13 protein-coding genes and 1 tRNA gene are annotated in these 12,054 nt (G+C 43.5%); 5 read left to right on the top strand and 9 right to left on the bottom strand.

The window, feature by feature from the left end; all coding sequences use genetic code 11:
• A complete protein-coding gene (locus ACZ5GB_RS03975) occupies positions 1-603 on the top strand; it encodes a hypothetical protein (RefSeq protein WP_464327682.1) in 603 nt (200 codons plus the stop codon).
• Positions 600-2,045, top strand: coding sequence for a hypothetical protein (locus ACZ5GB_RS03970; protein WP_464327681.1), 1,446 nt, complete (start codon positions 600-602; stop codon positions 2,043-2,045). Before ACZ5GB_RS03975 ends, ACZ5GB_RS03970 begins: the two co-directional genes overlap by 4 nt.
• Here the strand turns inward: ACZ5GB_RS03970 and ACZ5GB_RS03965 are convergent.
• The 9 genes from ACZ5GB_RS03965 to ispE all read right to left on the bottom strand — a co-directional run bounded on the left by ACZ5GB_RS03965 (position 2,038) and on the right by ispE (position 9,397).
• The gene (locus ACZ5GB_RS03965; RefSeq protein ID WP_464327680.1) at positions 2,038-3,777 is read right to left on the bottom strand and encodes an ABC transporter substrate-binding protein; all 1,740 of its coding nucleotides are present in this window, start codon (positions 3,775-3,777) and stop codon (positions 2,038-2,040) included. The two genes, ACZ5GB_RS03970 and ACZ5GB_RS03965, sit on opposite strands and share 8 nt — an antisense overlap.
• Positions 3,774-4,907, bottom strand: coding sequence for a 1-deoxy-D-xylulose-5-phosphate reductoisomerase (dxr, locus tag ACZ5GB_RS03960; RefSeq protein WP_464327679.1), 1,134 nt, complete (start codon positions 4,905-4,907; stop codon positions 3,774-3,776). The genes ACZ5GB_RS03965 and dxr overlap by 4 nt, the downstream gene beginning before the upstream one ends.
• Complete coding sequence (locus ACZ5GB_RS03955) at positions 4,904-5,866, bottom strand: KpsF/GutQ family sugar-phosphate isomerase (RefSeq protein ID WP_464327678.1); 963 nt, start codon at positions 5,864-5,866, stop codon at positions 4,904-4,906. Before ACZ5GB_RS03955 ends, dxr begins: the two co-directional genes overlap by 4 nt.
• Positions 5,866-6,390 (bottom strand): inorganic diphosphatase, encoded by a 525-nt coding sequence (gene ppa / locus ACZ5GB_RS03950; protein WP_464327677.1) that lies wholly within the window; start codon positions 6,388-6,390, stop codon positions 5,866-5,868. The genes ACZ5GB_RS03955 and ppa overlap by 1 nt, the downstream gene beginning before the upstream one ends.
• A 21-nt stretch (positions 6,391-6,411) precedes the next feature.
• A complete protein-coding gene (gene pth, locus ACZ5GB_RS03945; RefSeq protein ID WP_464327676.1) occupies positions 6,412-6,981 on the bottom strand; it encodes an aminoacyl-tRNA hydrolase in 570 nt (189 codons plus the stop codon).
• Positions 6,978-7,547 (bottom strand): 50S ribosomal protein L25/general stress protein Ctc, encoded by a 570-nt coding sequence (locus tag ACZ5GB_RS03940; protein ID WP_464327675.1) that lies wholly within the window; start codon positions 7,545-7,547, stop codon positions 6,978-6,980. Before ACZ5GB_RS03940 ends, pth begins: the two co-directional genes overlap by 4 nt.
• Before the next feature lie 12 nt (positions 7,548-7,559).
• The gene (locus ACZ5GB_RS03935) at positions 7,560-8,495 is read right to left on the bottom strand and encodes a ribose-phosphate diphosphokinase (protein ID WP_464327674.1); all 936 of its coding nucleotides are present in this window, start codon (positions 8,493-8,495) and stop codon (positions 7,560-7,562) included.
• A gap of 29 nt (positions 8,496-8,524) precedes the next feature.
• Positions 8,525-8,597 (bottom strand) — tRNA-Gln (locus tag ACZ5GB_RS03930).
• A complete protein-coding gene (gene ispE, locus ACZ5GB_RS03925; RefSeq protein ID WP_464327673.1) occupies positions 8,588-9,397 on the bottom strand; it encodes a 4-(cytidine 5'-diphospho)-2-C-methyl-D-erythritol kinase in 810 nt (269 codons plus the stop codon). The genes ACZ5GB_RS03930 and ispE overlap by 10 nt, the downstream gene beginning before the upstream one ends.
• Before the next feature lie 115 nt (positions 9,398-9,512).
• Between ispE and ACZ5GB_RS03920 the strand changes: the two genes are divergently transcribed.
• From ACZ5GB_RS03920 to ACZ5GB_RS03910, 3 genes are read left to right on the top strand one after another with little or no spacing between them, the layout of a single operon-like run.
• The gene (locus tag ACZ5GB_RS03920; protein ID WP_464327672.1) at positions 9,513-11,522 is read left to right on the top strand and encodes a heavy metal translocating P-type ATPase; all 2,010 of its coding nucleotides are present in this window, start codon (positions 9,513-9,515) and stop codon (positions 11,520-11,522) included.
• A gap of 35 nt (positions 11,523-11,557) precedes the next feature.
• Positions 11,558-11,797, top strand: a complete 240-nt coding sequence (gene rpsP, locus ACZ5GB_RS03915; RefSeq protein ID WP_464327671.1) for a 30S ribosomal protein S16 — start codon at positions 11,558-11,560, stop codon at positions 11,795-11,797.
• Between the two features lie 14 nt (positions 11,798-11,811).
• Positions 11,812-12,051 carry a KH domain-containing protein gene (locus tag ACZ5GB_RS03910; RefSeq protein WP_464327670.1) on the top strand — a complete coding sequence of 80 codons (240 nt, stop codon included), beginning with the start codon at positions 11,812-11,814 and terminating at the stop codon, positions 12,049-12,051.
• Positions 12,052-12,054: the final 3 nt, after the last annotated feature.

Below are 12,054 nucleotides of genomic sequence, written 5' to 3'. Positions count from 1 at the left end.
ATGTTTAAGGCTGTTAGTGTTGTTCTTATGCTCCTGGGGGTAGTTCTATTTTTTGTAGGCCAATGGATGGCCTTTGAAGTTTATGCCAACGGTAAAATCAAAAGCCTTAGCCAAAACATGGCTAAGTTTGCATACAGTTTATACGATGGAGAAAGTTTAATAAGCATACCAAAAGCTTCAGAGAACATATTCTTGATGAAAACTCAAGACGGTAAAGTCATAGCTTCAAACAACGCTATAGGACCGTTAACAGTGGAAGGTTTTACCTTTGGTGAATATAAACAAAAGGGGGCATATGTATACGTATACTCCAAAAAAGTATCACTTGGAGATTACTTTAACCTTTTCTTTGAAAAGCCTTTGGCCATTGGTACTTCTGTATCTGGACTGCTGTTATTTTTGGTAGGCCTTATAATTGTCTTAAGATATTCAACTTCAACGCAGACCCAGCATCAGGATAAAGTTCAGGATGAAGGGCTAATAAATAGCCTAAAAGCCTTAAGGGCATCCTTAGCTATGGGAGGGTTAATACCTCGTGAAAGCTTGGAGGAGGCAAAAAAGATAGTGGAGGATATAATAAAGAGAATGGAGGGTGAAAAATGAATATACTTATAGTTTCCTTTGACAAAAGTTTGGTTAAGAAGCTTAGGGATGCGCTTAAAGAGTACAACGTAATTGACGTAAAAAACGGGGAAGAGGCAATAAACACTGTGTCTTCCTTTATAGACATAGTTATATACGATGCCGTTTCTGGTTCCATATCGGAAGAGGATATAAATAACATGTACAAACAAAAGTTCAAAGATTCTAAGTATATAGTGCTGGTGGATGACCTGTTCCCTGTGGATATGAACAATATAATCCCGCCAAAGAAGATAAAGCTTATGAGGGAGGAAGCAGTAAGTAAAATTAAGGATGCCATATCTCAAGATATAGAAGCAAGCACGCTTACACAAGGAAAGGAAATCTTTGAAGTTAAAACTCCTTCTGAGGAATTTAAACCTTCTATGAGGGAGGATTTTGAAGAGCTTTTGAGTATAGAAAAACCTACAACAGAGCCTCCAATAGAAGAAGGTATTACACTTAGCAAAATTCCTATTGAGGAAGGACCTTCGCCCGTTGCAGGCTTTGAAAAAGCCGGTAAGGAAGCTATTGTTTCTCCCACTCCTATTCCAAAGCTTATGATCGTATCCTTTGACACCGATATTATAAACAAGCTAAAAGATGCTCTTTCCTCAAAGGTTGAGATATTAGAGGCAAGAAATGTTAAGCAGGCCATGGATAAGGCGAGGGAGGTGGACATAATCCTTTTTGACACCATATCGGGCATGCTTGCCTATAGGACCTTGATGGATATGTCTAAGGATGAGGTGCTTAGGAAAAAGCCATATATACTTTTAATTGACGAACTTTTTACCATAGACGTTGATAGCATACCCTTACCAGAAAAATACACCTTTACAAGAGAAGCTGAGCTTAGCAAGGCCATACAAAAGGTGCTTGAGCTTATAGAAAGGGCCCCTACGGAGCAGGCCATAGAAGTTCCAGAAGAAAGCATACCCATAGGACAGGAAGAAATACCGGAATTCCTTGTGCATGAGGAAGAGGAAAAGGACATAATGAGCCTGCTTGAGGAAATAGTAGGTTCAAGCATAGGTGAGGTGAAGGAAGAAATTGAGGAGGAAAAGCCCACCGTAGAGGAAGGTTTGCAAGAGTTCGTGCCATCTCAAAAGGAAGAGACACCTCCCAAAGGTAAGGAAGCCATACCTTCTATACCTTCGGAAGCTATTATAGAAGACCTCTCAAAAGCTATAAAGGATGTTATACAAGCCCAGCTGTCTCAAGAAAAGCTATATTCTATAATTTCTCAAGTTATAAACTACGAGGACCTACGGGCTTATATATCTGGGTCAATTGAAAGGAAGATGGAAGACATATTGAGGACACAGATAAATGAGACACTTTCAAAGATAGACGTAGCACAGATACTTAGAGAAGAGGCTTATAAGGTTTTAAAGGAAAGGCTCAGAGAAATAATTACTTAATAAATAGGGCTTCTTCCTTGTACCATCCCCAAACGGTAGGGAAAAGGTTCTCAAACTTATCTCTTACGGCAAGCATGCTTTTTGGTGTGGTCAAGAATATCATAGGTTGTTCTTCTGCTATTATTCTGTAAGCTTCTCTGTAAAACATGATCCTTTTCTCTTGGTCTGTCTCTATGGCTCCCCTGTCAAAGAGTTCATCTATTCTTTTTTCCCACTCCGTTGAGGGTTTTTCCTGCCTTGGGTTCCACATATGAAGGGTGCCGGAGGAATGCCATACATTCCTACCAAAATGGGGGTCCATAGAGCCCGTAAGGCCTATTATGACCGCCTCCCAGCTATAGGGTGGTGAGGTAAGTCTGCTAACAAGGGTGTTAAAATCTATGGGTCTAAAGATGACTTTTATGCCTATCTTTTCAAGGTCTTCCTTTATCATGTTTCCCATGGCCTCCCTTTCCTTATTGCCTGCATTGGTAAGAAGCACTATTTCTACCTTATGACCCTCTGGGTCTTCCAACCATCCATCACCATCCTTGTCCCTAAAGCCTATGCTTTCTAAGATTGCCTTTGCTTTTTTTAGGTTGTAATCATAGACAGGAAATAGGCCATCTTCATAATAGGGTCTGTTTGCTGGAGTTATTGGCCCGTAAAGGGGTTCTGCAAGCCCGTTGTAGACCAAATAGCACATGCCAACCCTATCTATGGCATGGGATATGGCCCTTCTAAATTCCCTGTTTTGAAACCATTTAAGTTTATACTTTGGAATGTCAGCCTTTGGGTTCATGTTAAAAGCCAAAAAGGTGGTGGAGGGTGTGGGACCCAGGTCAAAAAGTGTAGTTTCTTTCATCTTACTCATAAAAAGCACATCTTGAGGCCTCACGCCCATATAGTCTATCTCTCCAAGGGAATACTTTAAAAGGCTTGTGTCTGGGTCTTGGATTATGTAGCCTATTTTGCTTTTTATGTAGGGAAGCCTTATACCCTTTTGGTCGTATTCATAATAGTAGGGGTTTGCGGTGTATTCCACAAGCACGCCCTTTATATATCTTTTAATTACATAAGGTCCTGTTCCCACTATCTCCTTTGGGTCCGTGTTTACATTCCATGCAGTCATAAAGGTGCCTTCTTTTACATATTTTTCCAGCTTATGCTTTGGCAGAATGGGTGCAGAAAGGGCATTTAAAAAGGGTGCAAAGGGACTGGGAAGTCTAAACTCCACCGTATATTGGTCTATTTTTCTCACAAAGTTTTTTACATCCTCTTGGCTTTTGAGTATTCCCTTAAACATATCGCCCGTAGAGTTTGGAATTTGTGGGTTTAGGTATATGTCCTTGTATGTAAAGACCACATCGTCCGCACCAAAGGGTGCGCCATCGCTCCAACGTATACCCTTTCTAAGATGGAAGATATAAACCTTGCCCCCCTCCTTTTCTTCCCACCTTTCGGCCAAGTCTGGTACCACCTTCATGCTTTTTAGGTCTGTTTTTGTAAGCCCAGTAAATAGGTCCGAAAGAACGGCCGTAGAGGAGGTCTCTTGAGCCAAGGCAGGGTTTAGAGTTTTGGGGTCGGAACTGAGAATAAACCTTATCTGTCCTCCTTCCTTTCCCTCTTTAACCTCAAAGCTTTGAGGATTTACCTTCACAAAGGATACATTGCCACCTTTGGGTGAAGAGGAAAGATAAAAGGGAAGAAAGGAAAGAATACAAAAAAGTAAGGCACCAAAAAAGGACCTCATCCTTTTACTCCCGCAAGCTCCTTACCCTTTTCATAAGCCCATTGTATAGCATTGAGAATTCCTTCAATGCTTTCTGGTTCTTTAAAATTGACCGAGCTTAATATTTCCTCCACCAGGCTAACTATATCCAAAAAGCCAATTTTGCCATCAAGGAAAAGCTCAACGGCCACTTGGTCTGCACCTACCAGCACAATGGGGTAAACATCTCCCATAAGGGCAACCCATTTGCAAAGAGGAATACTCTTGAACTTTTCCGTATCAACCTTTTCAAAGTGTATAGGGGAAAGGTCAAAAAGGCTTTTCTTTTCAAAGGGATAGGGTCTTCTTTCCGGATAGTATAGGCTGTATAGAATAGGGATTTTCATATCCGTCTGAGAGGCATGGAAGAGAAAGCTACCGTCTATTAGCTCCACTATGCCATGGACTACGCTTTGGGGGTGTATTAAAACGTCCAAGCTTTCCACGGGCAAGTCAAAGAGGTTTATGGCCTCTAAAAGCTCCATGCCCTTGTTCATAAGAGTGGCCGAATCTACCGTTATCTTTGCTCCCATCCTCCAAGTGGGATGGTTTAGCGCCTCTTCCACAGATACATTTTTTAGCTCTTCAAGGCTTTTGTTCCTAAAGGGACCTCCAGATGCTGTTAGATAGACCTTTTTTACTTCCTGACTTTTTACCATAGAAAGCAGTTGAAAGAGGGCGTTGTGTTCGCTATCCACTGGCACTATAAGTTCTCTTTTTTCTTTTACAAGCCTTCCAAGGCATATAAGGGATTCCTTGTTGGAGGCCAAAAGCCTTTTGTTTTTCTCAAGCACAAGGTAGGTTGGGAAAATACCATCGGTTCCAGATATGGAATTCATAAGCATATCCGACTCTTCCACTATGGCATACAGGCCCTCCTCTCCCTTCAAAAACTTGGTTCCGTCTGGGAGGCTATCCAGCCAATCCTTGGGAGGGTCTTCATAACAGGATATATACTTGGGCTTAAACTCCTTTGCCTGAAGCAAAAGCTTATCGGAGGCCCTTTTGGCCAATAGGCCTATTAGTTCAAAATCTTCCCTATTTACCCTTACAATATCCAAGGTTTGACTTCCTACAGAGCCTGTAGAACCAAGTATTCCAAGTTTTTTCATACCACGCCAGCCCTCAAAATGTCATGCATATGAATTATACCCACGGGCCTATTTTCTTCATCCACTACCAAAAGGACAGTGATCTTATAATCCTCCATCCTCCTTAGGGCTTCTACGGCCAGTTCATCCATACGTGCTGTTTTTGGGCTTTTAGTCATAACATCCCTTGCCAAGCTTTCGTCAAACTTTCCACCTCTATTGACAAACCTTCTTAGGTCTCCGTCCGTTATAATCCCCACCAGCCTACCATCTTCATCCACCACAGCAGTAGCACCAAAGCCCTTGCTGGACATCTCTATGATCACCTCCCTCATGGGTGTATCCTCCCTAACAACAGGCACCTCCTCACCCGTATGGCAAAGGTCTGCCACACGTCTAAGCTTTCTTCCAAGAGAGCCTGCAGGGTGCCTGAGGGCAAAGTCCTTTTCTGTAAAGCCGTTTAGTTCAAGAAGCACCATGGCAAGGGCATCTCCTAAAACTAAAGAAGCTGTAGAAGAGCTTGTAGGAGCAAGCTGTAGTGGGCAGGCTTCTCTTTCCACCGCTAAAAATATATGTACCTCAGCATGCTTTGCCAAAGTGGATTGGGGGTTGTTGGTGATGGCTATAAGGGGGACTCCCAAAAGCTTTATATAGGGTAGGAGAGAGATAACCTCTGGAGATTCTCCGCTGTTGGAGAAGGCAAGGACCACATCACCCGTGTCTATTACGCCAAGGTCTCCGTGAAGGGCCTCTGCTGGGTGCAAATAGTGGGCGGGTGTGCCAGTGCTGGCAAGGGTGGAGGCCACCTTTCTTGCTATGTGTCCCGATTTTCCCACGCCCGTGGTTATAACCTTGCCCTTACAATTCCTTATAAGCTCTATAGCCTTTATAAAGCTTTCATCCAGGCTGTCCCTAAGCCTTTTTAGGGATTCTATCTCTATATCAAAGACCCTTTTCGCTTTTTGTAGGACATCTTCCATCACTTTTTATAGTTGCTTATGCCCTTATTTATCTCCTCGTAGGCAAAGTCCACTCCTTTAAACTCTTCCACCTTTACCCACTTACCAGGTTCAAGCTCTTTGTAATGTTCAAAAAAGTGTTTTATCCTATCCAAAAGGGCCTTTGGCAGGTCTTGGTAAGACTTTATATCCTCATAGGTTGGGTCTATTTTGCTGTGAGGCACGGCCAAAAGCTTTGTATCTACACCCTCTTCATCCCTCATCTGAAGGGCGCCTATGGGTCTACACCTTATAACACTACCGGGTGCTACGGCATACCTTGATATTACCAAAACGTCCACAGGGTCTCCATCATCGGCCAAAGTCTGGGGAATAAAGCCGTAGTTAAAGGGATAATGCATGGCTGTAAAGAGGAACCTATCCACAAATATTGCACCGCTTTCCTTATCAAGCTCATACTTAATAGGGCTGTCCTGCGGTATCTCAATTACCACATAAATATCCTCTGGTGGGTTCTTTCCGGGTGGTATTTTCCTTATGTCCATCTTCTACCTCCAGATTTTATTTTACACCTGCACGTTGCAAAAGTTCATGCTTTCTTCTACGCCAAACTCTACACACCTTAAAAGGCACTCGCTTGCCCTGTTTATAACTCTGTATAAGACCTCTTCCTCCTCCTTACTAAAGGGAGATAACACATAATCCACCACCTTGTTTTTATCCTTGGGCCTCCCTATACCTATCTTTAATCTTGGGAACTTTTCCGTTTTTATCTCTCTTATTATAGATTCTACGCCGTGATGGCCTCCACTGCTTCCCTCCAGCCTAAGCCTTAGCTTTCCAAGGGGCAGGTCAAGGTCATCATAAACCACCAACATCTCCTCTGGCTTTATATCATACTCCTCCAACAGGTTTATCACGGCAAGCCCAGAGTTATTCATGTAGGTTTGAGGCTTTGCCAAGATAACCCCCTTACCATTTACGCTTACCTTATACACAAGGGATAGGCATTCTTCTGTGGGCTTTGGGGCCTTCAGCCTCCTAAGTATCTCATCTATAACCATAAAGCCCACATTGTGGCGTGTCTTCTCGTATTTTTTACCTGGGTTCCCAAGACCTACAAGGAGCCTTATCATTCAGTAGGAGCAGTTTCCTCCACTTCTGGTTCAAGCACAACGGCCACAGTTTCCTCTGGAGAGTCCATTATTACACAGCCTTCTGGTGGCACTATATCCCTTACGTGCAAAGCATCACCCAATCCAAGAGAGCTTACATCAACGGTTATCTTTTCAGGCAATCTGTCAATCTTTGCTTTTACAGTTAAACTGTGCAATAGAGCTTCAAAGGTTCCTCCAAGGGCTACACCAGCGGGAGTACCAACGAACTCTATAGGAACTTCTATTTCAATCTCTTGCACATGGCTTATATCCTGTAGGTCCACATGTATGGGATTATCTCCAAGCCAACCCATTTGTATTTCTTTCAACAGACATACCCTTTTTTCACCTTCCAATTCTGCTTCAATTAAGAAGGTCTCTCCGTGTGGAAAGGAAAGAAGGTCTTTAAGGCTCATATAGGCATGCTTATTTTCCACACCCTTTCCGTAAATTTCCACTGGCACATAACCTTCCCTTCTAAACCTTTTTATTTCACTCTTCCTTCCAAGGCTTCTTGGCAAAAGCTTAACCTGGATTTTACGCATATCTTACCTCCTTTATATAAACAATGAACTTATAGATTCACCTTCATGGGCCCTCTTTATGGCCTCCGCTATAAGAGGCGCTATAGAAACCACCCTTAACTTTTCAAGCCCCTTGTTTTCCACCTGTAAGGTGTTGGTAACTATAACCTCTTCTACGGGCGATTCTCTTAACCTGTCTATGGCAGGACCGGAGAATATGCCATGAGTGGCGGACACATATACGCTTTTGGCGCCTTTTGAAAGAAGCATGTTGGTGGCGGCAACCACTGTACCGGCCGTATCTATAATATCATCAACTATGATAGCCTTTTTACCTTTTACATCCCCTATTAGATCAAGAACCTCAGCCACATTAGGCTCTGGTCTTCTCTTATAGATGATAGCAATACTACATCCCAGCTTATTGGCCAAAAGCCTTGCCCTTTCAACACCGCCAGCATCTGGAGAGACCACCACAAGCTCTCCCTCTATTCTTTCCTTTATATACTCATAAAGCACATTTAGGGCATAGAGGTTATCCACGGGTATATTAAAAAAGCCTTGGATTTGAGGGGAGTGAAGGTCCACCACTATAAGCCTTTGGGCTCCTGCAACGGTTATAAGGTCTGCCAAAAGCCTTGCGCTTATGGGCACCCTCGGCTTGTCCTTCCTATCCTGCCTTGCGTAGGCATAGTAGGGTATGACTGCAGTGATCCTACCGGCGGAGGCCCTTTTTAGAGCATCAAGTATGAGGAGAAGTTCCATTATGTTGTCGTTTACCGGATGGCCGAGGGATTGTATAACAAAAACATCCTCCCCTCTCATAGACTCGTTTATCTTAACCCTTACCTCACCGTCGCTAAACCTACCAACCAATGCATCGGAAAGAGGTATACCAAGATGTTCGGAGACCTCTTGAGCTAACTTAGGATTGCTATTACCCGTAAGAAGCTTTATAGACCCAAACATTTTGCACCTCTTCTTTATTGTGTGGAAAGCTGGGGTGCCTGGATTCGAACCAGGAGCCCCCGGATCCAAAGTCCGGTGCTCTGCCAGTTGAGCTACACCCCATAACTTTCCACTCTGTAAAGCATCCAATTTCTGAGCTTGCAGGCAAGCCCCACCTCTGGCAGTGGCTCACCTACATAAAAGACGCTTGAACCACTACCACTAACCAGGGCCTTAAGCCCCAAGCTCCTCAAAAACCTAAGCACTTCACCCACTTCTGGGTAAAGCTCTCCAGCAAGCTCACCCAGCCTATTCTCCAAAGGGCTAAAATCTCCAGCCCTTAAGCAATCTATTATTTTATCACTTGATAGGTTTTCTGTCAATATATTTTCTTTCACCATACTATACACATAGGCGGTAGAACACTTTACCCTTGGGTATATGAGGGTAAAGACCCTTTTGGGCAGGTTTATCTTTTCAAGCACTTCTCCCCTACCCCTTCCAATGGCAGAGCCACCAAATAGGAAAAAGGGCGCATCGGAAGAGACTTGGGAGGCTATACTTTTTAGGTCCTCAAGGTCCAATGGGTTTCCAAGAAGTTCGTTTATGGCTTTTAGGACGGATGCCACATTGGAAGAGCCACCACCAAGGCCTGCGCCCTCTGGTATGTTCTTTTGTATGTATATGCGGAAGTTTATCTCTTTCCCAAGTCTATTTTCCATAAGTTTTATGGCCTTATAAACAAGGTTTTCTTCCATGGGTATGCCAGTGCTTGTCTCTACGGAAAGAGGTCCTTCCTCTATAAGTATTTCATCAAGGAGGTCTATTGTATGGTATACGGTAAATATCTCATGGTATCCATCGGGCCTTTTGCCCAAAAGCCATAGGCCAAGGTTTAATTTGGCAGGGGATAAAACCTTCATAATTATTATTTTAAGAGCATCTAAGCTAAAGGATAAAATCTCTTTATTCTTCTCAAAAAACAAAGTAAAATAAACCTCTTGAAATTAACATGCTTTGAATACATTACTTAAAGCTATGCGGGTTAGTCTAAAAGTTTCTGGAATGTCTTGTGTGAACTGTGCAAAGGCCATAGAGATAAGCCTTAAAAAGTTAAAGGGTGTGGAAGAGGTGCATGTATCCTTTGAGCTTGGAAGGGTGGTAGTGAGCTTTAATGAGGACCTCCTTGACGTGGAGCGGATAAAAGGTGTTATAGAGTCTTTGGGCTATAAGGTGGAAAGGGTAGAGGGTGGGCCAAAGGATATGCAAATACTTATCTTTTGCTGGCTTTCAAGCATAGCTATCATGGCTTTAATGTTTTGGCACAGTCCTTACAGCCCATATTTCCAGCTTGCCCTTGCTTTCTTGGTTCAGGCCTTAGGTGGTTATGGCTTTTATAAGGGTGCTTGGAGTTCTATAAAGGCAAGGGTGGGGAACATGGACCTTCTTGTAGCCCTTGGAAGCACATCAGCCCTTCTTTATAGCCTTCTTGCCTTTTTGGGTATAATACCCGGCGAGCCTTTTTTTGAGACCTCCGCTTTTCTGATCACTTTTGTAAAAACGGGTAAGTTCCTTGAGGAGCTTGCTAAGGACAGGGCGCTCAAAAGCCTAAGAGACCTCTTTGGCCTACAAACTGTAAGGGTTAGAGTTTTAAAGGATGGAAAGGAGGAGCTTAAGTCTTTGCAAGAGGTTTTTGTGGGAGATGTAATAGTGTTAAGGACTGGCGATATGGTGCCAGTGGATTGTAAGGTCCTTGAGGGTTCTCTTGAGGTGGATGAGTCCCTTATAACCGGTGAGAGTATGCCAGTCAAAAGGTCTCAAGGTGATAGGCTCATATCTGGTAGCTTGGTTATATCTGGGTTTGCAAAGGCAAAGGTGGAAAAGACCTTTAGCGGTAGCTATGTAAACCTATTGGTAAAGCTTGTGGAAGAAACACTTAGCAAACGGCCCAAGATTCAACGCCTTGCGGATAAAGTCTCTCACTACTTTGTGCAGTTTGTGGTAGCCCTATCCTTAATCATCTTTGCCCTTTGGTATATAAAGACGGGTAGCCTTTCTATGGCAGTTAATTTTTCCCTTGCGGTGCTTGTGGTCTCTTGTCCTTGCGCCTTTGGTATAGCTGTGCCTCTTGCCATAGTGGTGGGTGTGCTAAGGTCTCAAAAGAAGGGTCTTCTCATAAAAGACCCATCGGTTTTTGAAAAGGATGTGCATGTATTGGTTATGGACAAAACTGGCACGCTAACGGAGGGCAAGCCCAAGCTGGTAAACTATGTGCTTTATAGGGAGGATGCTTTGGCCCTTACATGCAATATGGTAAAGGTATCAAACCACCCTTATTCCTTGGCCCTTAGGGAGTTCTGTGGTGATAAAAGGCTGGAAGGAATAGACATAAACACATGCAAAGAAGAAGTGGGTGTGGGTGTGGTATGTGGTGAATACGTTCTAAGGAGGGGAGAAGAGGGGCAAGTGGCTCTGTATGAAAATGGTTCCAAGCTGGCCGAGTTCTTCTTTGAGGATGTGATAAGGAAAGGTGCCAAGGAGGTAGTAGAGTTTTTAAGGTCCAAGGGCATAGAGGTTATCATGCTTACAGGAGACAGGCAAGATAAGGCAAGGCGAATAGCAAAAGAGCTTGGCATTAGGGAGTTTTTTGCCGAGGTAAAGCCAGAAGAAAAGCTAAGCAAGATAAGAGAATTAAAAGAAAGGGGGTTAAAGGTTGGGATGGTAGGGGATGGTATAAACGATGCACCAGCTATGGCAGAGGCGGACCTATCCTTTGCCGTAGGTTCTGGCACGGATGTGGCCAAGAGAGTAGGTCATGTAATACTCCTCAGAGGCATAGAGGGCATAAGGGACTTTTTTGAGATAAAAGAAAGGACCATGAGAAGGATATGGCAAAATCTCTTTTGGGCTTTCTTTTACAATGCCGTAGGTATTCCCATAGCGGGTGGTTTGCTGTATAATAAGGGTATATACCTACGGCCAGAGATAGCCGGGTTGATGATGGCCTTTTCTTCCCTTAGTGTGGTATTGAATTCTATAAGGAAGTGATATATAATAGAAAAGCTGTATAACAGGAGGTAAAGATGGCGCTTAGGATTAGGGTTTCTAGGTATGGAAGAAGGCACCATCCCATATACAGGATTGTGGTGGCCGATGCAAAGGCTCCAAGGGATGGTAAGGTGGTGGATGTTATAGCCACCTACGACCCTGTAAACAAAAGGCTTATAGAGGTTAAAGAAGAAAAATTAAAGGATTGGTTAAGCAAAGGTGCTGAACTTACAGACAGGGCAAAAAGCATACTCAAAAACGCAAAAATACTCTAAGTAGGAGGTAGACCATGAGCCAACTAAGGGACATTGTGGAGATCACCGCCAAGTCCTTGGTGGACAATCCAGATAAGGTAAACGTGCAGGAGATTGAAGGGGAGAAGACTGTAGTTATTGAGCTAAGGGTTGACAAAGCAGACCTTGGCAAGGTAATAGGAAGGGGTGGGCGTATAGCAAGGTCTTTGAGAACCATCTTGGCCTCCATGGGCAGGAGGATAAACAAAAGGGTGGTTCTTGAAATCCTTGAGTAGGTT

It is taken from the genome of Hydrogenobacter subterraneus (assembly GCF_055390195.1).
This window is presented reverse-complemented; position numbering and strand designations above follow the sequence as displayed.

Bases quoted from the DNA above. Each gene is read 5' to 3' on its own strand.
- rpsP (WP_464327671.1), top strand. From the start codon at position 11,558: ATGGCGCTTAGGATTAGGGTTTCTAGGTATGGAAGAAGGCACCATCCC.
- ACZ5GB_RS03920 (WP_464327672.1), top strand. From the start codon at position 9,513: ATGCGGGTTAGTCTAAAAGTTTCTGGAATGTCTTGTGTGAACTGTGCA.
- ACZ5GB_RS03940 (WP_464327675.1), bottom strand. From the start codon at position 7,547: ATGCGTAAAATCCAGGTTAAGCTTTTGCCAAGAAGCCTTGGAAGGAAG.
- ACZ5GB_RS03955 (WP_464327678.1), bottom strand. From the start codon at position 5,866: ATGGAAGATGTCCTACAAAAAGCGAAAAGGGTCTTTGATATAGAGATA.
- pth (WP_464327676.1), bottom strand. From the start codon at position 6,981: ATGATAAGGCTCCTTGTAGGTCTTGGGAACCCAGGTAAAAAATACGAG.
- ACZ5GB_RS03935 (WP_464327674.1), bottom strand. From the start codon at position 8,495: ATGTTTGGGTCTATAAAGCTTCTTACGGGTAATAGCAATCCTAAGTTA.
- ACZ5GB_RS03970 (WP_464327681.1), top strand. From the start codon at position 600: ATGAATATACTTATAGTTTCCTTTGACAAAAGTTTGGTTAAGAAGCTT.
- ispE (WP_464327673.1), bottom strand. From the start codon at position 9,397: ATGAAGGTTTTATCCCCTGCCAAATTAAACCTTGGCCTATGGCTTTTG.
- ACZ5GB_RS03965 (WP_464327680.1), bottom strand. From the start codon at position 3,777: ATGAGGTCCTTTTTTGGTGCCTTACTTTTTTGTATTCTTTCCTTTCTT.
- ACZ5GB_RS03910 (WP_464327670.1), top strand. From the start codon at position 11,812: ATGAGCCAACTAAGGGACATTGTGGAGATCACCGCCAAGTCCTTGGTG.
- ppa (WP_464327677.1), bottom strand. From the start codon at position 6,390: ATGGACATAAGGAAAATACCACCCGGAAAGAACCCACCAGAGGATATT.
- dxr (WP_464327679.1), bottom strand. From the start codon at position 4,907: ATGAAAAAACTTGGAATACTTGGTTCTACAGGCTCTGTAGGAAGTCAA.
- ACZ5GB_RS03975 (WP_464327682.1), top strand. From the start codon at position 1: ATGTTTAAGGCTGTTAGTGTTGTTCTTATGCTCCTGGGGGTAGTTCTA.